The sequence below is a fragment of the Enterobacter sp. J49 genome, assembly GCF_002148625.1.
Lineage (GTDB): Bacteria > Pseudomonadota > Gammaproteobacteria > Enterobacterales > Enterobacteriaceae > Enterobacter > Enterobacter ludwigii.
Map to the genome: position 1 here is coordinate 28,026 of NZ_MWPY01000020.1, position 23,479 is coordinate 51,504.

Here is a 23,479-nt window from a genome sequence, read left to right on the forward strand (position 1 = left end):
GGGATGGGGTGAGGGGATAACATAATCCTCCCCCCAAAGGCAGTACTTATAACAATAACCCCACTCTCTACAAGGCTCGGGGTGCCCGGAAAGGGCAAATACAGGTCAGCGACAACGCATGGCATAACGCCATAATCAGGAAATTAAACTATGTGTGGAATTGTTGGCGCAGTTGCGCAGCGTGATATTGCTGAAATCCTTCTCGAAGGTTTACGTCGTCTGGAATACCGTGGTTACGACTCTGCCGGTCTGGCAGTTGTGGATGCAGAAGGGCATATGACCCGTCTGCGTCGTCTCGGTAAAGTGCAGATGCTGGCCCAGGCTGCGGAAGATCATCCGCTGCACGGTGGTACGGGTATTGCGCACACCCGCTGGGCGACCCACGGCGAACCGTCTGAAGGCAATGCGCACCCGCATGTGTCCGAACACATCGTGGTCGTGCATAACGGCATTATCGAAAACCACGAACCGCTGCGCGAAGAACTTAAAGCGCGCGGCTATACCTTCGTCTCTGAAACCGACACCGAAGTTATTGCTCACCTGGTTCACTGGGAGCTGGAGCAGGGCGGTACACTGCGTGAAGCGGTGCTGCGCGCGATCCCTCAGCTGCGCGGTGCGTACGGTACGGTAATCATGGATTCACGCGATCCGTCCACGCTGCTGGCCGCACGTTCCGGTAGCCCAATGGTTATCGGTCTGGGCATGGGCGAGAACTTTATCGCCTCTGACCAGCTGGCACTTCTGCCGGTTACCCGTCGCTTTATCTTCCTGGAAGAGGGTGATATCGCGGAAGTGACGCGTCGCAACGTGACGGTATTCGATACCAAAGGCGAGCAGGTGAAACGCCCGGAGATCGAATCCAATCTGCAGTACGACGCAGGCGACAAAGGCGCTTACCGTCACTACATGCAGAAAGAAATTTACGAGCAGCCGAACGCCATCAAAAACACCCTGACCGGGCGCATCAGCCACGGCGAGGTGGACCTGAGCGAACTGGGCGCCAACGCCAATGAGCTGCTCGGTAAGGTTGAGCATATTCAGATCGTGGCCTGCGGTACCTCCTACAACTCCGGTATGGTCTCCCGCTACTGGTTTGAATCCCTGGCCGGTGTTCCGTGTGACGTCGAAATCGCTTCAGAATTCCGCTACCGCAAATCCGCGGTGCGTCGTAATAGCCTGATGATCACCCTTTCCCAGTCTGGCGAAACGGCGGACACCCTGGCGGCGCTGCGTCTCTCTAAAGAGCTGGGCTATCTGGGCTCTCTGGCCATCTGTAACGTGCCGGGTTCTTCGCTGGTTCGTGAATCCGATCTGGCGCTGATGACCAACGCAGGCACGGAAATCGGCGTGGCCTCCACCAAAGCGTTTACCACTCAACTGACCGTTCTGCTGATGCTGGTAGCGAAACTGGCGCGTCTGAAAGGGCAGGATGCGGCTGTTGAGCATGACATCGTTCATGGCCTGCAGGCGCTGCCAAGCCGTATTGAGCAGATGCTGTCTCAGGACAAACGCATTGAAGCGCTGGCGGAAGATTTCTCTGACAAACATCACGCCCTGTTCCTCGGCCGTGGCGATCAGTATCCAATTGCGCTGGAAGGCGCGTTGAAGCTGAAAGAGATCTCCTACATCCACGCGGAAGCTTACGCAGCAGGCGAGCTGAAACACGGCCCGCTGGCGCTGATTGACGCAGACATGCCGGTCATCGTTGTGGCACCTAACAACGAACTGCTGGAAAAACTGAAGTCCAATATCGAAGAAGTCCGCGCCCGCGGTGGTGTACTGTACGTCTTCGCCGATAAAGACGCCGGCTTTGCGAGCAGCGACAATATGCACATCATCGAGATGCCGCATGTGGAAGAGGTGATTGCCCCTATCTTCTACACCGTTCCGCTGCAGTTGCTGGCCTATCACGTCGCGCTGATCAAAGGCACTGACGTTGACCAGCCACGTAACCTGGCGAAATCGGTCACCGTAGAATAATCCCCTCAGGCTCCACCTTCGGGTGGAGCTTTTTTACCCTTCCTGGTTTGTTTTTAATCAACCCATCCGCATTTTTATTTATGACAATCTGTCATCTTCAGCTACTTTTTTCAGTGTCACATAAAGAAAATATTTCTGAAAACTTGCTGTCATGTAAGTGGTTAACTAGATGATAATTAAATGAATTTTTACTGATATTTAAGCTAAATTTTCATTGTCATAAAACTGTCATAATTCGTACATTTATCTGTCACCTGTTTGTCCTATTTTGCTCATCGTAGCCACTAAACAACGATTTACGAAAATCTTGCAGGAGACATTATGAAAGTTATGCGTACCACTGTCGCAACTGTTGTCGCCGCGACCTTATCTCTGAGCGCGTTCTCTGTATTTGCAGAAGCAAGCCTGACTGGCGCTGGTGCAACCTTCCCTGCGCCGGTGTATGCCAAATGGGCGGATACCTACCAGAAAGAAACCGGTAACAAGGTTAACTATCAGGGTATCGGCTCCTCCGGTGGCGTAAAACAAATTACCGCGAATACCGTTGATTTCGGCGCATCAGACGCTCCACTGTCTGATGACAAACTGGCGCAGGAAGGCCTGTTCCAGTTCCCGACCGTTATCGGTGGTGTTGTGCTGGCCGTTAACATTCCAGGCCTGAAATCAGGCGAGCTGGTCCTGGACGGCAAAACCCTGGGTGACATCTACCTCGGTAAAATCAAAAAATGGGATGACGAAGCCATCACCAAACTGAACCCGGGTGTCAAACTGCCTTCGCAGAACATCGCAGTGGTTCGTCGTGCAGATGGTTCCGGTACCTCTTTCGTTTTCACCAGCTACCTGGCGAAAGTGAACGAAGAGTGGAAATCTAAAGTCGGTTCCGGCTCTACCGTTAACTGGCCAACCGGTCTGGGTGGTAAAGGCAACGACGGTATCGCCGCGTTCGTACAGCGTCTGCCTGGTTCTATCGGCTATGTAGAGTATGCGTACGCTAAGCAGAACAACCTGTCTTACACCAAACTGGTTTCTGCCGATGGCAAGCCAGTCAGCCCGACTGAAGAGAACTTTGCTAACGCTGCAAAAGGCGCTGACTGGAGCAAATCCTTCGCTCAGGATCTGACTAACCAGAAAGGCGATGGTGCGTGGCCAATCACCTCTACCACCTTCATTCTGGTTCACAAAGAGCAGAAGAAACCTGAGCAGGGCGCTGAAGTGTTGAAGTTCTTCGACTGGGCGTACAAAAACGGCGGCAAACAGGCTAACGCGCTGGATTACGCCACCCTGCCGGACAACGTGGTTGAGCAGATTCGCGCTGCATGGAAAACCAACGTGAAAGACAGCAGCGGTAAAGCATTGTATTAATTTAGTATTCTGACGAAAATGGCGGGTGGCGCTCGCGCTACCCGCCGATTTCGTAAACGCGTTTAACAGAAGAGTGATTTATGGCTGCAACAAAGCCTGCATTTAACCCTCCGGGTAAAAAAGGTGACATGATTTTCAGCGCGCTGGTCAAACTGGCTGCGCTGATTGTGCTATTGCTGCTGGGCGGCATTATCGTGTCCCTGATTTTCTCCTCCTGGCCGAGCATCCAGAAATTCGGTTTCTCCTTCCTGTGGACCAAAGAGTGGGATGCGCCGAACGATATCTACGGTGCGCTGGTGCCGATTTACGGCACGCTGGTGACGTCGTTTATCGCCCTGCTGATTGCGGTGCCGGTGAGCTTTGGTATTGCCCTGTTCCTGACGGAACTGGCGCCGGGCTGGCTGCGTCGTCCACTGGGTATCGCCATTGAACTGCTGGCCGCTATTCCAAGTATCGTGTACGGCATGTGGGGCCTGTTTATCTTTGCTCCCCTGTTCGCAACGTACTTCCAGGAACCGGTGGGTAATGTTCTCTCCGCCATTCCGTTTGTCGGCACCCTGTTCTCTGGCCCGGCTTTCGGTATCGGTATTCTGGCTGCGGGGGTGATCCTCGCCATTATGATTATTCCGTACATTGCGGCGGTAATGCGCGATGTCTTCGAACAAACCCCGGTGATGATGAAAGAGTCGGCCTACGGCATCGGCTGCACCACCTGGGAAGTTATCTGGCGCATCGTCCTTCCGTTCACCAAAAATGGGGTGATTGGCGGCGTCATGCTGGGTTTAGGCCGTGCTTTGGGTGAAACCATGGCGGTGACCTTTATTATCGGTAACACCTACCAGCTCGACAGCGCCTCCCTCTACATGCCGGGTAACAGTATTACTTCCGCACTGGCGAATGAATTTGCCGAAGCGGAATCCGGGCTGCACGTCGCGGCGCTGATGGAACTGGGCCTGATCCTGTTTGTGATTACCTTCATTGTGCTGGCGATCTCCAAGCTGATGATCCTGCGTCTCGCAAAAAATGAGGGGGCACGCTAATGGCAACTCTCGAAATGCAAAGCACCACTGCGCTGGCGGAATCCCGTCGCAAAATGCAGGCGAAGCGTCGTTTCAAAAACCGCGTTGCGTTGACGCTCTCAATGGCAACGATGGCGTTCGGTCTGTTCTGGCTGGTCTGGATCCTGTTCTCGACCGTTGTGCGCGGCATCGACGGGATGTCGCTTTCACTGTTCACCGAGATGACGCCGCCGCCAAATACGGCGGGCGGCGGCCTGGCGAATGCCCTGGCGGGAAGCGGTTTGCTGATCCTCTGGGCGACGGTAGTTGGTACACCGCTTGGCATTATGGCGGGGATTTATCTGGCGGAGTACGGGCGTAAATCCTGGCTGGCAGAGGTGATTCGTTTCATTAACGACATCCTGCTGTCTGCGCCGTCTATCGTGGTCGGTCTGTTTGTTTACACCATTGTGGTGGCGCAGATGGAACACTTCTCCGGCTGGGCCGGCGTGATTGCGCTGGCGCTGCTGCAGGTACCTATCGTCATTCGTACCACCGAGAACATGCTGAAACTGGTGCCGGATAGCCTGCGTGAAGCGGCTTACGCGCTGGGCACGCCGAAGTGGAAAATGATCTCTGCGATTACGCTGAAAGCCTCCGTCTCCGGGATCATGACCGGTATCCTGCTGGCCATTGCCCGTATTGCAGGCGAAACGGCACCGCTGCTGTTTACTGCCCTCTCCAACCAGTTCTGGAGTACGGACATGATGCAGCCGATCGCCAACCTGCCGGTGACGATTTTTAAATTTGCGATGAGCCCATTCGCGGAATGGCAGCAGCTGGCCTGGGCCGGGGTGCTGATCATTACCCTTTGCGTACTGTTGCTGAACATTCTGGCGCGCGTCATTTTCGCGAAGCAGAAACACGGTTAAATTTTTACGGCGCGGCAGATCGCGGCGCCGAATGAGGAAATGAGTCAATGAGTATGGTTGATACTGCCCCGGGTAAGATTCAGGTTCGTGATTTGAACTTCTACTACGGCAAATTCCATGCCCTGAAGAACATCAACCTGGATATCGCCAGGAACCAGGTCACGGCATTTATCGGTCCGTCTGGCTGTGGTAAATCCACGCTGCTGCGTACCTTTAACAAAATGTATTCGCTCTATCCGGAGCAGCGTGCCGAAGGTGAAATCATCCTGGACGGCGATAACATTCTGACCAACAGCCAGGATATCGCCCTGCTGCGTGCGAAAGTCGGGATGGTGTTCCAGAAACCGACGCCGTTCCCGATGTCTATCTATGACAACATCGCCTTTGGCGTACGTCTGTTTGAAAAGCTCTCCCGTACGGATATGGATGAGCGCGTTCAGTGGGCTTTGACCAAGGCCGCATTATGGAACGAAACCAAAGATAAGTTGCACCAGAGCGGTTACTCTCTCTCCGGTGGTCAGCAGCAGCGTCTGTGCATTGCGCGTGGTATCGCCATTCGCCCGGAAGTGTTGTTGCTGGATGAGCCGTGTTCAGCTCTGGACCCGATCTCAACCGGCCGTATTGAAGAGTTGATCACCGAGCTGAAGCAGGATTACACCGTGGTTATCGTGACCCACAACATGCAGCAGGCTGCGCGTTGTTCCGATTACACGGCGTTTATGTACCTGGGCGAGTTGATTGAGTTCAGTAATACGGACGATCTGTTCACCAAGCCCGCTAAAAAGCAAACAGAAGACTATATCACCGGTCGTTACGGTTGATTCAGGAGCGCGCTATGGACAATCTCAATCTTAACAAACACATTTCAGGCCAGTTCAACGCAGAGCTGGAAAGTATTCGCACTCAGGTGATGACCATGGGTGGCATGGTTGAGCAGCAGCTTTCCGATGCCATTACCGCGATGCACAACCAGGACAGCGAGCTGGCGAAGCGCGTTATCGAAGGTGATAAAAACGTCAATATGATGGAAGTCGCCATTGATGAAGCCTGCGTGCGTATTATCGCCAAGCGTCAGCCAACGGCGAGCGACCTGCGTCTGGTTATGGCGATCATCAAAACCATCGCCGAGCTGGAGCGTATTGGTGACGTTGCGGATAAAATCTGCCGCACCGCGCTGGAGAAATTCTCTCAGCAGCACCAGCCACTGCTGGTGAGCCTCGAGTCGCTGGGTCGTCATACCGTGCAGATGCTGCATGACGTACTGGATGCCTTTGCGCGAATGGATCTGGACGAAGCGGTACGTATCTATCGTGAAGACAAAAAGGTCGACCAGGAGTATGAAGGCATCGTGCGTCAGCTGATGACCTACATGATGGAAGACTCCCGTACGATCCCAAGCGTCCTGACCGCGCTGTTCTGCGCGCGCTCAATTGAGCGTATCGGTGACCGTTGCCAGAACATTTGCGAATACATCTTCTACTTCGTGAAAGGACAGGATTTCCGTCACGTTGGCGGCGATGAGCTGGACAAGCTGCTGGCGGGTAAAGATCCGAAAGAGTGATGCGCTAACATGCCCGGTGCTGCTGCGCTTACCGGGCCTGCGAGCGCTATAGGCCGGATAAGCGTCAGCGCTATCCGGCTTTTTTCAGCGAGTAATATTCCACCCGCGAGCCTTCCACAATTCTGGCAGCTGCGCCAGATCGGTGAAGGTCGTCACTTTTGGATGATCGATCGGTTTGTTGTGCGGATCGGCGCAGAAGTAAAACACCTCCATACCCGCATCAATTCCCGACTGCGCTCCCGCAGAAGAGTCATCCACCAGAATGCAGTTCGCCACGTTAACGTTCATCGCTTTTGCTGCATGGAACATCAACGCCGGGTCTGGCTTCCAGCGCTGGATATCGTAGCCGCTGAACAGTTTTTCCGGGAAGTGGTGCAACATTTCAAGCTTACCCAGCGAGTGCTGCATTTTGCTGACCGGACCGTTCGAGACCACGCAGATGGGCACCGTCATCGCATCCAGAAGCGCATTCGCCCCGGCAATGACCTCCAGCTCGGAGTCGAAGAGGCGTGCGACCTCGGCGCGGTAGACCGGCTCCAGATCTGCTTTTGCCAGATCCACACCGTGCTCTTCGTTAATGATGTCGATGATCTCGTAGAGCTTCACGCCCTTAAAGCGTTTAAACACCTCTTCGAGATCCAGCGTAATGCCAAATTCCCTGAACATGGTCACATACGCGCGGGAACAAATGACCTCACTGTCGACCAGCGTACCGTCGCAGTCGAAAAATACCGCTTCAATTCCGGACATGCCTTTCCCTTTTTACAAGTTTAACGTTTACGTACGGCAGTTTAATGAGACGCAATCGTTGCCGTATAAGCAAAATCAATGAAAAAAGTATCTTGTAACCGCCACTATTGTCGCATTTTGGTATAGGATAGCGACGAATTTTCCCTCCTTGTTCGGAAATTGATGATGAGTCAACAACACACTACCCAGACATCTGGTCAGGGTCTGCTTGAGCGCGTGTTTAAACTACGTGAGCACGGCACAACGGCACGCACCGAAGTGATCGCCGGTTTCACCACCTTCCTGACGATGGTCTATATCGTTTTTGTTAACCCACAAATTCTGGGCGTTGCTGGCATGGACACCAGCGCCGTCTTCGTGACCACCTGTCTGATCGCTGCGCTGGGCAGTATCCTGATGGGTGTGTTCGCTAACCTGCCCGTGGCGCTGGCCCCGGCAATGGGTCTAAACGCTTTCTTCGCGTTCGTGGTCGTCCAGGCGATGGGTCTGCCATGGCAGGTCGGCATGGGCGCTATCTTCTGGGGCGCGGTTGGCCTGCTGTTGCTGACCATTTTCCGCGTACGTTACTGGATGATAGCCAATATTCCGGTGAGCCTGCGCGTGGGGATTACCAGCGGTATTGGTCTGTTTATCGGCATGATGGGTCTGAAAAACGCAGGCGTTATCGTGGCTAACCCGGACACGCTGGTGAGCATCGGTCACCTGACCTCGCACAACGTGCTGCTGGGCGTGCTGGGCTTCTTTATCATCGCTATCCTGGCTTCGCGCAATATTCATGCGGCCGTGCTGGTTTCTATCGTGGTCACCACGCTGCTGGGTTGGATGCTGGGCGATGTGCAGTACAAAGGGATTGTCTCCGCGCCACCGAGCGTGTCTACCGTCATTGGGCACGTCGATCTGGCAGGCTCCCTGAACCTGGGTCTGGCGGGCGTGATTTTCTCCTTCATGCTGGTTAACCTGTTTGACTCCTCCGGTACGCTGATTGGCGTGACCGACAAAGCCGGCCTGGCGGATGAGAATGGGAAATTCCCGCGCATGAAGCAGGCGCTGTTTGTTGACAGTGTCTCCTCTGTCACCGGCGCGTTTATCGGTACATCGTCTGTTACCGCTTACATTGAATCCTCTTCAGGTGTCTCTGTGGGTGGCCGTACCGGTCTGACGGCGGTTGTGGTGGGTATCCTGTTCCTGCTGGTGATCTTCCTGTCACCACTGGCGGGCATGGTGCCTCCGTATGCGGCAGCCGGCGCGCTGATCTACGTGGGGGTGTTAATGACCTCCAGCCTGTCGCGCGTGAAGTGGGATGATTTAACCGAAGCGGTGCCTGCGTTTATTACCGCGGTGATGATGCCGTTTAGCTTCTCGATCACCGAAGGTATCGCGCTGGGCTTTATCTCCTACTGCGTCATGAAGATTGGTACCGGTCGCTTCCGCGACCTCAGCCCGTGCGTTATCATTGTGGCGCTGCTGTTTGTGCTGAAGATTGTTTTTATTGATGCAAAATAAACAGAAAGCCCTTTTCGTCGAAAAGGGCTTTTGTGTTTGCGCCCTCTCCCGGTGGGAGAGGGCCAGAGTGAGGGTGTCAGGCTACGTTTAAGCTTTCACTCGCTTAATATAATCACCAAACGCGGTCAGCTGGCCAGAAAGATGGTCACGCGTACTTTGATCCACCACTTCACCCGTCTGCGGGTCGACCTTGTTCTGAATCACGCCCCCCATAAATTCCGGTTTGTTCATTACCATCGCATCCAGGAAGACCAGAATCTGACGCAGATGGTACTGGCAGCGTGCCCCGCCAATCGCGCCCATAGAGCTGGTCTGGATCAGCACCGGTTTACCCGACAGCGGTTGCTCCGGGAGACGGGATAACCAGTCAATGGCGTTCTTCAGGCCACCCGGAACGGAGTAGTTATATTCAGGCGTAACAATGACCACGCCGTCTGCCTGGCGGATCTGCTCTGCAAGCGCTTCTACGCTCTGTGGAAACCCTTCTTCCTGCTGCACGTCCGCGTCGTAAAGCGGAATGTCGCCAATCGATGGCAGGGCGCTAATGTCCATACCTGCCGGTGCCAGCTGAGGCAGCGTGCGGGCAACCATCCCGTTAAATGAACCTTTGCGCAGGCTTCCCAGTAACGTAACAACTTTCAACGTATCAGACATGATTACTCCTGTTTCATCATGATGACCCTGAATGGATCAGCTAAGGGTATATGCTTTTTCTGCCGGTAAACTGGTTAATCTCATCAGGCGCGCGGCGGGTTCGTTGGCTCGCTCGGGCACATCCGGAAGGCTACTCCATCCGTGTTGACTGTCAAATTCCCAGATTTTCAATCGTTCGATGGCGGGGGTCACCGCGATGGACCAAATCAGTACGTCTTCAGCATCGCTGAGCGCCTCTACCAGCGTGGCTTTAGCGGAACGCAGGCGTCCGGAGCCTGGAAGCAATTGCAGCAGGCTGGCGTCGTCTGATGCACAGCCACAGAGCTTTCGAATGCTCTGGCGTAAGGTAATGAGCTGAGCTCTGGCCTCGATGGGATCGTTCTGGTTACGCACCCACAGCTTTTCATTGCTGGAAAGCGGGTAGTCATCGTGTGGGTTCGCGCCGTGGAAGCCGCGGGTTGCGTGCTGAAGCTCCATGTCCAGGCCGCAATCCCCTTCAGTGGTGAGCGCGACGCCAATGATATTGCCCGTGTAGGCAATGGAGAAACGCGGCAGCTCCGGGTCGGCAAAGACCGGGCGGCCTTCAGGTTGGGTGAGGATATCCGGCAGTTCACTGGTGCCGTACAGCATGAACATCAGCTCAGCGAGAAGCGCGCGGGATGCCAAAAACCGCGTCCGGCGATGCTCCGGCAGTTTACGTGCTTCCTGGTGACACGCGGATGAAATTCTGGCCGATACGAGATGTCCCTCTGTCAGTATCCCTCTTGCAAAGTGCGTTGCCATTTTTCGCTCCTTGATAATGGTCGTATTCGGTTAAACGGTTACATGATTATCGCTTAACTTGCCTTCTGTTTTAATCAGTAAATGGGAGTAAGAGAAGCCTGAGGACCCAACTTTACATTTTCTTAGGCAAAAATAAGCGCTGGAGCGGCATATAGCGCTTTGATTGTCTCACGGAGCCAGAGGATTTTCGGATTATGGCTGTTTCGTTTATGCCAGATCAGCGTGAAAGGAACGGTCAGTTTTTCAGCCTGGGCTTCATCAATGGGAATGGGCAGGGCGATCAGCTTACGCTGGTGGAGTTGATTATAGTGATGGCAGTAGTGTGGCGCCGTGGCGATGTAGTTATGGTCGGGCTGCGCCGCCATAAACATCGACTGTTCGAAACCTGGCAGGCTCATGGCGATATTGCGCTCACGTCCCATCTCTCTGAGCACCTCATCAAGCGCCCAGGTGTCGCTGCGCTCCCAGAAGATGCTGATATGCGGATAGCGCAGGAAAGTCTCCAGGTTCCACTCTTCCCGAAGAGCCGGATGATCTTCGCGCAAATAGACGCAGGGACGGTCGCTGAACAGAATTTCGTAGTCGATAAACCACGGCATCAGCTTCAACAGCTCGCGGGAGCGCGGATGCGTTTCACGGCCCGTGAAGCCAAGATCGACTTCTCCGCGCGTAATGGCATCCACCGAGTCGTAATCCCAGTGGCGCATCTTTACCGTGGCCTGTGGATAGCGCTGATTGACCTGCTCGAGCAGGGCATTAAAGCGGATCAGCATCAGAGGCGTTTCCGCGGCCAGCACGAACGTCAGCCCGCCCGGGGAGTCATGATGGAATTTATCGAGGATCTGATTGCCAATCTGCATCCAGTCGGCCAAATCCTGCTCCAGGCTCATCGTCAGCGGTGTCGGCAGCAGGCCTAACGGTGTTTTCACAAACAGCGGATCGTCAAACCAGTCGCGCAGTTTCGCCAGCGATTTACTTACCGCGGACGGGGTCACGTTCATCCGTTTCGCGGCTTTGGTTACGCTGCGCTCCTGCAGCAAAAGCTGCAGACACAACAACAGGTTAAGATCGAGACTGCTGATTGGCTTCTTCATAATGGGCCGCGGGCTGGATGACCATAAGTAAGGTAATGCAGAGCATGCTACAACCAATCAGAATCCCGATCAGCATATTGAGCGCATTAAGGCCGATGACCGCCGCCAGCCATATCCACAGCGACGAACCGCAGACCTGTGCAATACCCAGCACCGAGCTTGCCACACCCGCGCGCAGCGAGAACGGGCCAAGTGCCTGACTCATCGCCACGCCAAAGCCGACGGAGAAGCCGGCGCAAATCAGCGTAATCCCTACCAGCATCAGCGCATGTGTGCTGGTGGTCGCCAGAATCCCCCCCGCAGCGAGGAACAGCACCTGCGAGGTTAGCATGAGCGTGCGCTGACGGAAGATATTCAGTGCGAACGGCGTCGAGAACGAGACGGCCATACTGACCATCGCGGTAAGTGCCATCACGGTGGAATACTCACCGCGATCAAACCCCATGGTCTCCATCAGCAACACCGGGGAAACGTTTACATACGTCAGGATCACCGCCACGCTCAGTGTGGTAATGGCCAGGCGACTCAGGAAAAAGCGGTTTAGCAGCGTCTCGGCCGGATGAAGGGTTGCCGTATGGCCTGTGTTTTGCGAGCCTGGATGGGTCTCTTTCAACACCGTGATCGAGAGGATAAAGACCAGCGCACCCATGGCCGCCATCGTCCAGAACAGGCTCTGCCACGGGAATTTCAGCATGATCAGATAGCCCACCACCGGCGCCATCACCGGAATGATGCAGGTAATACCGTTGAGCATGGAAAGCACTTTGGCACGGCGCTGAGCGCTTAAGGTATCGCGCAGGATGGCGAAGGCCACTACATAACAGCCACCGGCACCTATCCCCTGGATAAAGCGTCCTGTCAGGAACAGAGTACTGTCCTGGGCCAGGGAGCAGAGCATTGACGCCAGCGCGAAGATGATGGCACAGGTAATGGCCACGGGCTGACGACCCGCTTTGTCTGCGATTTTCCCGGCAAATACCATCGATGATGCCATCCCTGCGAGATAGGCCGAAAACGCAATATGCAGCTGCGCCTCGCTGGCACCCAGATCGCGGGCAATGTGCGGCAGCCCCACCAGATACATATCAATACCCGATGGATAAAGCAGAACCAGCGCAAAACTACAAAACAGAAAACGAGCCATAAACCCCCCATAGATGCAGGCAAGCAGAATAGGGGGATAAAAGGGATTAGGCGAGTTGCCATTTGGACAAAGGTGATTTCCCGGGAGGAAATCACCCTTCATCAGCGGTAATTACTTGCCGATACAGAAGCTCGAGAAAATCCGTCCCAGCAGATCGTCCGAGGTAAATTCGCCGGTTATCTCACTCAGATTTTGCTGCGCCAGACGCAGCTCTTCCGCCAGCAGTTCACCCGCCCATGCGCCAAGCAGCTGTGCTTTCCCCTGATCGAGGTGGCGTGCCGCGTCTTCCAGCGCCTGAAGGTGACGACGGCGCGCAAGGAAGCCGCCTTCCATACTGGTATCAAAGCCCATGCTCTGTTTGAGATGGTTGCGCAGGTCGTCAACGCCTTCACCGGTACGGGCCGACAGGCGAATAAGTGAGTGGCCATTCACTTCACTAATACCCAGCGTTTCGCCGGTCACATCCGCTTTGTTACGCACCACGGTGATCGGCAGTTTTGCCGGCAGGCGGGCAATAAAGTCGGGCCAGATGTCCGCCGGATCAACGGCATCGGTCGTGGTACCGTCCACCATAAACAGCACGCGGTCAGCCTGCTCAATCTCCTGCCAGGCGCGTTCGATACCGATGCGCTCTACTTCGTCACTGGCGTCGCGAAGACCTGCCGTGTCGATGATGTGCAGCGGCATACCGTCGATATGAATATGCTCACGCAGCACGTCGCGGGTGGTACCGGCGATGTCGGTGACGATCGCCGCTTCACGGCCCGCCAGGGCGTTGAGCAGGCTCGATTTACCGGCGTTAGGGCGGCCCGCAATCACGACCTTCATCCCCTCGCGCAGCAGGCTACCCTGACGTGCTTCGGCACGCACCGCGTCGAGATCGGCCATCACGCTATTAAGCTGAGCTTCAATTTTACCGTCAGAGAGGAAGTCGATCTCCTCATCCGGGAAATCGATAGCCGCTTCGACATAGATGCGCAGGTGAGTTAGTGCTTCCACAAGATGATTCACGCGCGCCGAGAACGCGCCCTGAAGCGAGTTCAGTGCGGAGCGGGCTGCCTGCTCGGAGCTGGCGTCGATCAGGTCAGCAATTGCTTCTGCCTGTGCGAGGTCGAGCTTGTCGTTCAGGAAGGCACGCTCGGAGAACTCACCTGGCTTTGCAATGCGCAGGCCCGGCAGCGTCAGAATGCGTTTTAACAGCAGGTCGAGAATGACCGGGCCACCGTGGCCCTGCAGCTCCAGTACGTCTTCTCCGGTAAAGGAGTTCGGGCCCGGGAACCACAGCGCAATGCCCTGGTCCAGCGGCGTGCCGTCAGTGTCTTTAAACGGCAGATAATCAGCGTAGCGCGGCTTTGGCAGTTTACCCAGCACCGCTTCGGCGACCTCGCGGGCCTTCAGGCCGGAGATACGCAGAATGCCTACACCACCGCGTCCCGGTGGGGTTGCCTGGGCGACGATAGTGTCGTTATGGCTCATGGTTGGTCTCGTTCAATACAAATAAAAAAGGCGGTCAATCGACCGCCCTTATTTTAGCGTTAACTTACCGAATCAGGACTTTTTCTTTTCGCGGCTATGCAGGCCACGTTTTTCCAGACCACGGTAAATCAGCTGCTGCTGGATAATGGTCACCAGGTTGCTGACGATATAGTACAGCACCAGACCTGACGGGAACCACAGGAAGAACACGGTGAAGATGACCGGCATAAAGGTCATGATCTTCTGCTGCATCGGGTCGGTCACGGTGGTCGGCGACATCTTCTGGATGAAGAACATCGTTACGCCCATCAGGATCGGCAGGATGTAGTACGGGTCCTGTGCAGACAGGTCATGGATCCACAGGGCGAACGGCGCGTGGCGCAGCTCAACGGAACCCATCAGCATGTAGTACAGCGCAAGGAAGATTGGCATCTGAATCAGCAGCGGGAAGCAACCACCCAGTGGGTTCACTTTCTCTGCTTTATACAGGGCCATCATCTCCTGGCTCTGACGCTGTTTGTCATCGCCCAGACGCTCACGCATTGCCTGAATCTTAGGCTGCAGCATACGCATCTTCGCCATGGAGGTGTACTGCGCTTTAGTCAGCGGGTACATGATGCCACGTACGATGAAGGTGATAACGATGATGGAGAAGCCCCAGTTACCCAGGAAGCTGTGGATGAACTTCAGCAGCTTAAACAGCGGCTGAGAGATGAACCACAACCAGCCGTAGTCCACGGTCAGATCCAGGTGCGGCGCAACGGCAGCCATTTTGTCCTGGATTTCCGGACCGACCCACAGGGTGCTTGCCAGCTTACCGGTTTGACCCGGCTGTACCAGAACCGGCTGAGATTTGTAGCCAATGGCTGCAAGACCGTTACCCAGGTTCGCGGTATAGAAGTTGTTAGTACCGTCGTTCGTTGGCACCCACGCAGTGGCGAAATACTGCTGCAGCATTGCCACCCAACCACCTTTAGCGCTGACGTTCAGGTTTTCGTTATCGGCAATGGTGTCGAATTTGTATTTCTCGTACTTCGCATCAGGCGTGGAGTACGCCGCGCCACGGAAGGTATGCAGTGCAAAGTTGCTGCTTCCGGTGTCACGGTGAGACGGCAGATTGATGGACTGCTTCAGCTGACCAAAGGTCGACAGTTCCAGCGGTTTCGCACCGGTGTTCTGAACGCTGTAGCCCACGTTCACCGCATATTCACCGCGTTTCAGGGTGAAGGTTTTGGTGAAGGTGTTGCCCGCGGCGTCGGTGTAGGTCATCGGGATAGCGATTTCGTTCTGACCATCAGCCAGTACGAAGGTCTCTTTCTCGACGTTGTACAGTGGACGCGCACCGTTAGCCGGGTTATCCGGGCCATCACGACCGGTCAGGCCGCTCTGGGCCTGGTAGATAAACTCAGGCGTGGTTTCCAGTAACTGGAACGGTTCGTTAGACTTCAGCTCTTTTGGGTAGGTCAACAGCAGCGCCTGCTCAACATCACCACCACGGGTGTTGATAGTCAGCTCAAGCACATCGGTCTTAACCGTAATCTGTTTCCCCTGGCCACTGGCCGGTACGCCCTGGTCGGCGGCGCTACCCGCTGCGGTGGTCGTAGTCTGCGTGGTCTGCTGCTGGGGTTGAGGATTTTTATCCTGCTCCCATGCCTGCCAGATCATGAAAGACACGAACAACAAAGCGATGATAAGAAGATTGCGTTGCGAATCCATCGTTAGTGTTCTCTGGTATCAAAGGGTCCTGGCGGGACGGGATCGTCTCCACCTGGGTGTAAAGGGTGGCATTTTAATACGCGTTTCACCGTCAACCAACTGCCTTTTATCACTCCAAACCTGCGCAATGCCTCAATTCCGTAGCTTGAGCATGTTGGCGTGAAACGGCAGTGCGGCCCGAGTAGCGGACTAATCAGGCGTTGATAGACCCGAATGAGGGCTATCAGGACCCGCGAGCCAGGCGACAATGGCGGCGCCATAATTTTTCCAACGCTTCCGAGAGAGCACGGTTATCGAGGTCGGCAACCCCTTTTTTAGCCACCACCACGAAATCCATTGAAGGCAGTTCGTGCTGACGTAAACGGAAGCTTTCACGCGTCAGACGTTTAATCCGATTGCGTTCATGCGCACGCTTAACGTTTTTCTTGGCGACAGTAAGACCGATGCGGGGATGCCCCAGCGAATTCAGGCGGCCGAGGATGGTGATTTGCGGCGTGCCAGCCCGTTGTGGCTGCTGGAAGACGAAAGTGAAATGAGTGGGAGTTAACAAACGTAACTCCCTGGGAAATGCTAGCTTAACCACTCAGGGGTTAGCTTTATTACTTGGAAACGGTCAGACGAGCGCGGCCTTTAGCACGACGACGTGCCAGAACCTGACGACCATTTTTAGTAGCCATACGAGCACGGAAGCCGTGAGAACGGTTGCGCTTCAGTACAGACGGTTGAAAAGTGCGTTTCATGGCGATTTCTACCTAAACTTGAATAAATTCACTGACTTTTGCGTATACCCGAACGAGTTTCGAACGACTAACGCCTCAGCGTGGGTGATTAAAGAGGCCGGATTGTAATAATTGTACACTCCGGAGTCAATTCTCTTTCCTTATTTCCCGCGTATTTCCGCACGTTTTCGCGTGGAAAATGAGCAACGGACGACGCAGGAAGATGAGCACCACGCGCCGGGTCGAGGATTATACGGCCTCCCAAACAAAGCGCAAGGATCGTCCCGGATCTTCGTTAGATCATTTAAGCAAGAAATTGTCTGTGCTCATTAATTTTTCCAATATGCGGGCTAAATCGTAGGGTACTCGCCCCAGGATCGTTTACACTTACCCGGTTTCCGATCTTCCTGTGGATAAATCGGGAAGAATCTGTGAGAAACAGAAGATCTCTGGCTCAGTTTAGGCTATGATCCGCGGTCCCGATCGGGATCCAGCGATCCTGGCCGGGTATAACCGCAGATAGCGGTTCGCACATCACCCTTTTGCACAGGGTCATGTCGATGTGCGCCAACAATCATGAATATTCAATAGTTTTCTTTTATTGTTCGAGTGGAGTCCGCCGTGTCACTTTCGCTTTGGCAGCAGTGTCTTGCCCGATTGCAGGATGAGTTACCAGCCACAGAATTCAGTATGTGGATCCGCCCCTTGCAGGCGGAACTGAGCGATAACACGCTGGCTTTGTATGCGCCAAACCGTTTTGTGCTCGATTGGGTAAGGGATAAATACCTTAATAACATCAATGGACTGCTGAATGATTTCTGCGGATCCGATGCGCCACAGCTACGCTTTGAAGTGGGAACAAAACCGGTCACGCAGACCGTGCGTGAAACGGTAAATGTGGCAATACCTGCTCAGGCAGCCCCCGCTCCGGCACCGCGCGCCCTTCCGGCGACCCGTTCGGGCTGGGACAACGTGCCTGCTCCGGCAGAGCAAACCTACCGTTCTAACGTCAATGTTAAACACACGTTCGATAACTTCGTTGAAGGTAAATCGAACCAGCTGGCACGCGCGGCGGCACGCCAGGTTGCAGATAACCCCGGTGGTGCCTACAACCCGCTGTTCCTTTATGGCGGCACGGGTTTGGGTAAAACGCACCTTCTGCATGCGGTAGGCAACGGCATTATGGCGCGTAAGCCAAATGCGAAAGTGGTGTATATGCACTCCGAGCGCTTCGTTCAGGACATGGTAAAAGCCCTGCAAAACAATGCGATCGAAGAGTTTAAACGCTACTACCGTTCTGTTGACGCACTGCTTATCGATGACATCCAGTTCTTTGCCAACAAAGAACGATCCCAGGAAGAGTTTTTCCACACCTTTAATGCGCTGCTGGAAGGTAATCAGCAGATCATTTTGACGTCGGATCGTTATCCAAAAGAGATCAACGGCGTAGAAGATCGTCTGAAATCCCGTTTTGGCTGGGGCCTGACCGTGGCGATCGAGCCACCGGAACTGGAAACCCGCGTCGCGATCCTGATGAAGAAAGCCGATGAAAACGACATTCGCTTGCCGGGTGAAGTGGCGTTCTTTATTGCCAAGCGTCTGCGCTCCAACGTCCGTGAGCTTGAAGGGGCACTGAACCGCGTGATTGCCAATGCCAACTTCACCGGCCGTGCGATCACCATCGATTTTGTGCGTGAAGCGCTTCGCGATTTGCTGGCACTGCAGGAAAAATTGGTCACTATCGACAATATTCAAAAGACGGTGGCCGAGTACTACAAAATCAAAGTGGCAGATTTGCTGTCTAAACGTCGTTCCCGCTCGGTGGCGCGTCCGCGTCAGATGGCGATGGCGCTGGCAAAGGAGTTAACCAACCACAGTCTGCCGGAGATCGGCGATGCGTTTGGTGGCCGTGACCATACGACCGTGCTGCACGCTTGTCGTAAGATTGAGCAGTTACGCGAAGAAAGCCACGACATAAAAGAAGATTTTTCCAATTTAATCAGAACATTATCATCGTGACGCTATGAAATTTACCGTTGAACGTGAACATTTATTAAAACCGCTGCAACAGGTGAGTGGCCCATTAGGTGGCCGCCCAACGCTGCCAATTCTCGGAAACCTGCTGCTTCAGGTCGCGGACGGTACGCTGTCGCTGACCGGCACAGATCTGGAAATGGAAATGATCGCGCGCGTTACGCTGTCTCAGCCGCATGAAGCGGGCGCGACCACTGTTCCGGCACGTAAATTCTTTGATATCTGCCGCGGGCTGCCGGAAGGCGCTGAAATTGCCGTGCAGCTGGAAGGCGACCGTATGCTGGTGCGCTCTGGCCGTAGCCGTTTCTCGCTCTCGACGCTGCCTGCCGCGGACTTCCCGAACCTGGACGACTGGCAGAGTGAAGTTGAATTCACCCTGCCGCAGGCAACGATGAAGCGTCTGATTGAAGCCACGCAGTTCTCAATGGCGCATCAGGACGTTCGTTACTACTTAAACGGCATGCTGTTCGAAACCGAAGGTGAAGAGCTGCGTACCGTGGCTACCGACGGTCACCGACTGGCAGTCTGTTCCATGCCCATTGGCGACTCGCTGCCAAACCATTCGGTGATCGTACCGCGTAAAGGGGTGATTGAGCTGATGCGTATGCTCGACGGTGGTGATACGCCACTGCGCGTGCAGATCGGCAGCAATAACATCCGTGCTCACGTGGGTGATTTTGTCTTCACATCGAAGCTGGTTGACGGTCGTTTCCCGGATTATCGCCGCGTATTGCCGAAGAACCCGGACAAAACGCTGGAAGCCGGTTGCGACAGCCTCAAGCAGGCCTTTGCCCGCGCCGCGATTCTCTCTAACGAGAAATTCCGCGGGGTGCGTCTGTATGTGAGCGAAAATCAGATCAAAATCACCGCCAACAACCCGGAGCAGGAAGAGGCAGAAGAGATTCTGGACGTCACCTATGCCGGGACTGAGATGGAAATCGGCTTTAACGTCAGCTATGTGCTGGATGTGTTGAACGCGCTTAAATGCGAGAACGTTCGCATTCTGCTGACCGACTCCGTTTCGAGTGTACAGATTGAAGATGCGGCCAGCCAAAGTGCGGCTTATGTTGTCATGCCGATGAGGCTGTAGTGAACGCTATCGGGCTATCTTTCTTGCCTTTTTCAACCCGGGCTGTGCTCGCCCCTGTCTCGTACTTCGTGTACGCGCCAGGGGCTACGTGCAGTCCGCGTTGAAACGGGCTGAGCCGATTACGCCCTGGCCCGAAGAAATCCAGATATGTCACTGACGCGCCTTTTAATTAAAGATTTCCGCAATATCGAAAACGCGGATCTCGCTTTATCCCCTGGCTTTAATTTCCTGGTTGGCGCGAACGGCAGCGGTAAAACCAGCGTGCTTGAGGCCATCTATACGCTCGGCCATGGACGGGCGTTTCGCAGTCTGCAAATTGGCCGCGTCATTCGCCACGAACAGGAAGCCTTTGTTCTGCACGGGCGTTTGCAGGGCGAGGAGCGTGAAACGGCCATCGGTCTGACCAAAGACAAGCAGGGCGACAGCAAGGTTCGTATCGACGGTACTGACGGCCACAAAGTGGCTGAGCTCGCGCTGCTGATGCCAATGCAGCTGATTACGCCGGAGGGGTTTACTTTACTCAATGGCGGCCCCAAATACAGAAGAGCCTTCCTTGACTGGGGATGCTTTCACAACGAAGCCGGTTTCTTTAACGCCTGGAGCAACCTGAAGCGCCTGCTTAAGCAGCGTAACGCTGCACTGCGCCAGGTGACACGCTACGCCCAGCTGCGCCCGTGGGACAAGGAATTAATTCCCCTTGCGGAACAAATCAGCTGCTGGCGTGCCGAATACAGCGCGGGTATCGCCGACGATATGGCCGACACCTGCAAACAGTTTTTACCTGAATTCTCTCTCACCTTCTCCTTCCAGCGCGGCTGGGAGAAAGAGACAGATTATGCCGAAGTGTTAGAGAGAAATTTCGAGCGCGACCGCATGCTGACCTACACCGCACATGGCCCGCACAAGGCGGATTTCCGCATTCGTGCCGACGGTGCGCCGGTGGAAGACACGCTGTCGCGTGGGCAGCTCAAGCTTTTGATGTGTGCGCTGCGCCTGGCGCAGGGAGAGTTTTTGACCCGCGAGAGCGGGCGACGCTGCCTGTACCTGATAGATGATTTTGCCTCGGAACTTGACGACGCGCGGCGCGGGCTACTTGCCAGCCGCTTAAAAGCCACGCAGTCACAGGTTTTCGTCAGTGCGATTAGCGCTGAACACGTTATAGACATGTCGGACGAAAATTCGAAGATGTTTACCGTGGAAAAGGGTAAAATAACGGATTAACCCAAGTTGAAATGAGCGAGAAACGTTGATGTCGAATTCTTATGACTCCTCCAGTATCAAAGTCCTGAAAGGGCTGGATGCGGTGCGTAAGCGCCCGGGTATGTATATCGGCGACACGGATGACGGCACCGGTCTGCACCACATGGTATTCGAGGTGGTAGATAACGCTATCGACGAAGCGCTCGCGGGTCACTGTAAAGACATCGTGGTCACGATCCATGCGGACAACTCCGTCTCCGTCACCGATGACGGTCGTGGCATCCCAACCGGTATTCACCCGGAAGAGGGCGTATCGGCTGCGGAAGTTATCATGACCGTTCTGCACGCAGGCGGTAAGTTCGATGATAACTCCTATAAAGTTTCCGGCGGTCTGCACGGTGTAGGTGTGTCCGTGGTTAACGCCCTGTCGCAGAAACTGGAGCTGGTTATCCAGCGCGAAGGCAAAATTCACCGTCAGCTGTATACGCATGGCGTGCCGCAGGCACCGCTGGCTGTTACGGGTGACACCGACAAAACCGGTACCATGGTGCGTTTCTGGCCGAGCCTTGAAACGTTCACCAACGTTACCGAGTTCGAATATGAGATTCTGGCGAAACGCCTGCGTGAACTGTCGTTCCTGAACTCCGGCGTCTCGATTCGTCTGCGTGACAAACGCGACAACAGAGAAGACCACTTCCACTACGAAGGCGGTATCCGGGCGTTCGTTGAGTATCTGAACAAGAACAAAACGCCCATTCACCCGAATATCTTCTACTTCTCTACCGAAAAAGACGGTATTGGCGTGGAAGTGGCGCTGCAGTGGAACGACGGTTTCCAGGAAAACATCTACTGCTTCACCAACAACATTCCACAGCGTGACGGTGGTACTCACCTTGCGGGCTTCCGTGCGGCGATGACCCGTACCCTGAATGCCTATATGGACAAAGAAGGCTACAGCAAGAAAGCGAAAGTCAGCGCCACCGGTGATGATGCCCGTGAAGGCCTGATTGCGGTTGTCTCCGTGAAGGTACCGGATCCGAAGTTCTCCTCTCAGACTAAAGACAAGCTGGTCTCTTCTGAGGTGAAATCGGCGGTTGAACAGCAGATGAACGAACTGCTGAGCGAATACCTGCTGGAAAACCCGTCAGACGCGAAAATCGTGGTTGGCAAAATTATCGATGCGGCACGTGCCCGTGAAGCGGCGCGTAAAGCCCGTGAAATGACCCGTCGTAAAGGCGCGCTGGATTTAGCTGGCCTGCCAGGCAAACTGGCTGACTGCCAGGAACGCGACCCGGCGCTGTCCGAACTGTACCTCGTGGAAGGGGACTCCGCGGGCGGTTCTGCGAAGCAGGGCCGTAACCGTAAGAATCAGGCTATCCTGCCGCTGAAGGGTAAAATCCTCAACGTAGAGAAGGCCCGTTTCGACAAGATGCTCTCTTCTCAGGAAGTGGCAACGCTGATCACCGCGCTCGGTTGCGGCATCGGCCGTGACGAGTACAACCCGGACAAACTGCGCTACCACAGCATCATCATCATGACCGATGCGGACGTCGACGGCTCGCACATCCGTACGCTGCTGTTGACCTTCTTCTATCGTCAGATGCCAGAAATTGTTGAACGTGGCCACGTCTACATTGCACAGCCACCGCTGTACAAAGTGAAGAAAGGCAAACAGGAACAGTACATCAAAGACGACGAAGCGATGGATCAGTACCAAATCGCGATCGCGCTTGATGGTGCGACCCTGCATGCGAACTCTCACGCCCCTGCACTGGCCGGTGAGCCGCTGGAGCGTCTGGTGTCCGAGTTTAACGCGGCGCAGAAAATGATTGGTCGTATGGAGCGTCGTTATCCTAAATCGCTGCTGAAGGCGCTGATTTATCAGCCAACCCTGACGGAAGCCGATCTGAGCGATGAACAGGTTGTGACCCGCTGGGTGAACACCCTGGTAACCGAGCTGAACGAGAAAGAGCAGCACGGCAGCCAGTGGAAGTTTGATGTCCAGCAGAACGCTCAGCAGCAGTTCGAACCGATTGTGCGCGTGCGTACTCACGGCGTAGATACCGATTACCCCCTGGAGCACGAGTTTGTGACCGGTCCGGAATATCGCCGTATCTGTACGCTGGGTGAGAAGCTCCGTGGTCTTATTGAAGATGATGCGTTTATCGAACGTGGTGAACGTCGTCAGCCGGTAGCAAGCTTCGAGCAGGCGCTGGAATGGCTGGTGAAAGAGTCCCGTCGTGGTCTGTCTATTCAGCGTTATAAAGGTCTGGGTGAAATGAACCCGGATCAGCTGTGGGAAACCACCATGGATCCGGAAAGCCGTCGTATGCTGCGCGTGACCGTTAAAGATGCGATTGCAGCCGATCAGCTGTTCACAACCCTGATGGGCGATGCGGTTGAACCACGTCGTGCCTTTATCGAAGAGAACGCCCTGAAAGCGGCGAATATCGATATCTAAGGGTGGTTACACCGCAAGTCAG

Annotated in this window: 21 protein-coding genes; 11 read left to right on the top strand and 10 right to left on the bottom strand. The window is 54.8% G+C overall.

Annotation, left to right across the window (positions count from 1 at the left end; genetic code table 11):
- Nucleotides 1–150: 150 nt before the first annotated feature.
- From glmS to phoU, 6 genes are all read left to right on the top strand, one after another.
- On the top strand, nucleotides 151–1,980 hold the full coding sequence (glmS, locus tag BJP35_RS03345) for a glutamine--fructose-6-phosphate transaminase (isomerizing) (RefSeq protein WP_020882762.1): 1,830 nt from the start codon (nucleotides 151–153) through the stop codon (nucleotides 1,978–1,980).
- 321 nt (nucleotides 1,981–2,301) lie between these two features.
- Nucleotides 2,302–3,342 carry a phosphate ABC transporter substrate-binding protein PstS gene (gene pstS, locus BJP35_RS03350; RefSeq protein WP_014172287.1) on the top strand — a complete coding sequence of 347 codons (1,041 nt, stop codon included), beginning with the start codon at nucleotides 2,302–2,304 and terminating at the stop codon, nucleotides 3,340–3,342.
- Nucleotides 3,343–3,422: 80 nt separating this feature from the next.
- The gene (pstC, locus tag BJP35_RS03355) at nucleotides 3,423–4,382 is read left to right on the top strand and encodes a phosphate ABC transporter permease PstC (RefSeq protein ID WP_014172288.1); all 960 of its coding nucleotides are present in this window, start codon (nucleotides 3,423–3,425) and stop codon (nucleotides 4,380–4,382) included.
- Nucleotides 4,382–5,272 (top strand): phosphate ABC transporter permease PstA, encoded by an 891-nt coding sequence (gene pstA / locus BJP35_RS03360; protein WP_014172289.1) that lies wholly within the window; start codon nucleotides 4,382–4,384, stop codon nucleotides 5,270–5,272. The genes pstC and pstA overlap by 1 nt, the downstream gene beginning before the upstream one ends.
- A 47-nt stretch (nucleotides 5,273–5,319) precedes the next feature.
- Nucleotides 5,320–6,093, top strand: coding sequence for a phosphate ABC transporter ATP-binding protein PstB (pstB, locus tag BJP35_RS03365; RefSeq protein WP_014172291.1), 774 nt, complete (start codon nucleotides 5,320–5,322; stop codon nucleotides 6,091–6,093).
- 14 nt (nucleotides 6,094–6,107) lie between these two features.
- Nucleotides 6,108–6,833 carry a phosphate signaling complex protein PhoU gene (gene phoU / locus BJP35_RS03370; RefSeq protein ID WP_008500182.1) on the top strand — a complete coding sequence of 242 codons (726 nt, stop codon included), beginning with the start codon at nucleotides 6,108–6,110 and terminating at the stop codon, nucleotides 6,831–6,833.
- Between the two features lie 84 nt (nucleotides 6,834–6,917).
- Here phoU and yieH read toward each other — a convergent pair whose 3' ends face one another.
- Nucleotides 6,918–7,583: a 6-phosphogluconate phosphatase gene (gene yieH, locus BJP35_RS03375; protein ID WP_014172293.1), complete on the bottom strand. Its 666-nt coding sequence runs from the start codon at nucleotides 7,581–7,583 to the stop codon at nucleotides 6,918–6,920.
- A gap of 165 nt (nucleotides 7,584–7,748) precedes the next feature.
- Between yieH and BJP35_RS03380 the strand changes: the two genes are divergently transcribed.
- Nucleotides 7,749–9,086, top strand: a complete 1,338-nt coding sequence (locus BJP35_RS03380; protein WP_138614807.1) for an NCS2 family permease — start codon at nucleotides 7,749–7,751, stop codon at nucleotides 9,084–9,086.
- 87 nt (nucleotides 9,087–9,173) lie between these two features.
- Here BJP35_RS03380 and BJP35_RS03385 read toward each other — a convergent pair whose 3' ends face one another.
- The 9 genes from BJP35_RS03385 to rpmH all read right to left on the bottom strand — a co-directional run bounded on the left by BJP35_RS03385 (nucleotide 9,174) and on the right by rpmH (nucleotide 16,693).
- The gene (locus BJP35_RS03385) at nucleotides 9,174–9,740 is read right to left on the bottom strand and encodes an NADPH-dependent FMN reductase (RefSeq protein WP_020882759.1); all 567 of its coding nucleotides are present in this window, start codon (nucleotides 9,738–9,740) and stop codon (nucleotides 9,174–9,176) included.
- A gap of 36 nt (nucleotides 9,741–9,776) precedes the next feature.
- On the bottom strand, nucleotides 9,777–10,523 hold the full coding sequence (locus BJP35_RS03390; protein ID WP_014172296.1) for a 4'-phosphopantetheinyl transferase superfamily protein: 747 nt from the start codon (nucleotides 10,521–10,523) through the stop codon (nucleotides 9,777–9,779).
- A 122-nt stretch (nucleotides 10,524–10,645) separates the two neighbouring features.
- Complete coding sequence (gene yidZ / locus BJP35_RS03395) at nucleotides 10,646–11,617, bottom strand: HTH-type transcriptional regulator YidZ (RefSeq protein ID WP_047742677.1); 972 nt, start codon at nucleotides 11,615–11,617, stop codon at nucleotides 10,646–10,648.
- A complete protein-coding gene (locus BJP35_RS03400) occupies nucleotides 11,586–12,761 on the bottom strand; it encodes an MFS transporter (RefSeq protein WP_047742678.1) in 1,176 nt (391 codons plus the stop codon). The genes yidZ and BJP35_RS03400 overlap by 32 nt, the downstream gene beginning before the upstream one ends.
- A gap of 111 nt (nucleotides 12,762–12,872) precedes the next feature.
- A complete protein-coding gene (mnmE, locus tag BJP35_RS03405; protein ID WP_014172299.1) occupies nucleotides 12,873–14,237 on the bottom strand; it encodes a tRNA uridine-5-carboxymethylaminomethyl(34) synthesis GTPase MnmE in 1,365 nt (454 codons plus the stop codon).
- A gap of 72 nt (nucleotides 14,238–14,309) precedes the next feature.
- Nucleotides 14,310–15,953, bottom strand: a complete 1,644-nt coding sequence (gene yidC / locus BJP35_RS03410) for a membrane protein insertase YidC (protein WP_014172300.1) — start codon at nucleotides 15,951–15,953, stop codon at nucleotides 14,310–14,312.
- A 2-nt stretch (nucleotides 15,954–15,955) separates the two neighbouring features.
- A complete protein-coding gene (gene yidD, locus BJP35_RS03415) occupies nucleotides 15,956–16,213 on the bottom strand; it encodes a membrane protein insertion efficiency factor YidD (protein WP_001307474.1) in 258 nt (85 codons plus the stop codon).
- Nucleotides 16,177–16,536 (bottom strand): ribonuclease P protein component, encoded by a 360-nt coding sequence (gene rnpA / locus BJP35_RS03420; protein ID WP_014172301.1) that lies wholly within the window; start codon nucleotides 16,534–16,536, stop codon nucleotides 16,177–16,179. The genes yidD and rnpA overlap by 37 nt, the downstream gene beginning before the upstream one ends.
- Nucleotides 16,537–16,552: 16 nt before the next feature.
- On the bottom strand, nucleotides 16,553–16,693 hold the full coding sequence (gene rpmH / locus BJP35_RS03425) for a 50S ribosomal protein L34 (protein WP_000831330.1): 141 nt from the start codon (nucleotides 16,691–16,693) through the stop codon (nucleotides 16,553–16,555).
- Nucleotides 16,694–17,293: 600 nt separating this feature from the next.
- On the opposite strand from rpmH, the gene dnaA reads away from it, so the two are divergent.
- The 4 genes from dnaA (at nucleotide 17,294) to gyrB (ending at nucleotide 23,457) form a co-directional block, all read left to right on the top strand.
- The gene (gene dnaA, locus BJP35_RS03435; RefSeq protein ID WP_020882755.1) at nucleotides 17,294–18,691 is read left to right on the top strand and encodes a chromosomal replication initiator protein DnaA; all 1,398 of its coding nucleotides are present in this window, start codon (nucleotides 17,294–17,296) and stop codon (nucleotides 18,689–18,691) included.
- Nucleotides 18,692–18,695: 4 nt separating this feature from the next.
- Complete coding sequence (gene dnaN, locus BJP35_RS03440; RefSeq protein WP_014167956.1) at nucleotides 18,696–19,796, top strand: DNA polymerase III subunit beta; 1,101 nt, start codon at nucleotides 18,696–18,698, stop codon at nucleotides 19,794–19,796.
- A gap of 147 nt (nucleotides 19,797–19,943) precedes the next feature.
- The gene (gene recF, locus BJP35_RS03445) at nucleotides 19,944–21,017 is read left to right on the top strand and encodes a DNA replication/repair protein RecF (protein ID WP_025202644.1); all 1,074 of its coding nucleotides are present in this window, start codon (nucleotides 19,944–19,946) and stop codon (nucleotides 21,015–21,017) included.
- 28 nt (nucleotides 21,018–21,045) lie between these two features.
- Entirely contained in the window at nucleotides 21,046–23,457 is a 2,412-nt protein-coding gene (gene gyrB, locus BJP35_RS03450; protein WP_020882753.1) for a DNA topoisomerase (ATP-hydrolyzing) subunit B, read from the top strand.
- Nucleotides 23,458–23,479: the final 22 nt, after the last annotated feature.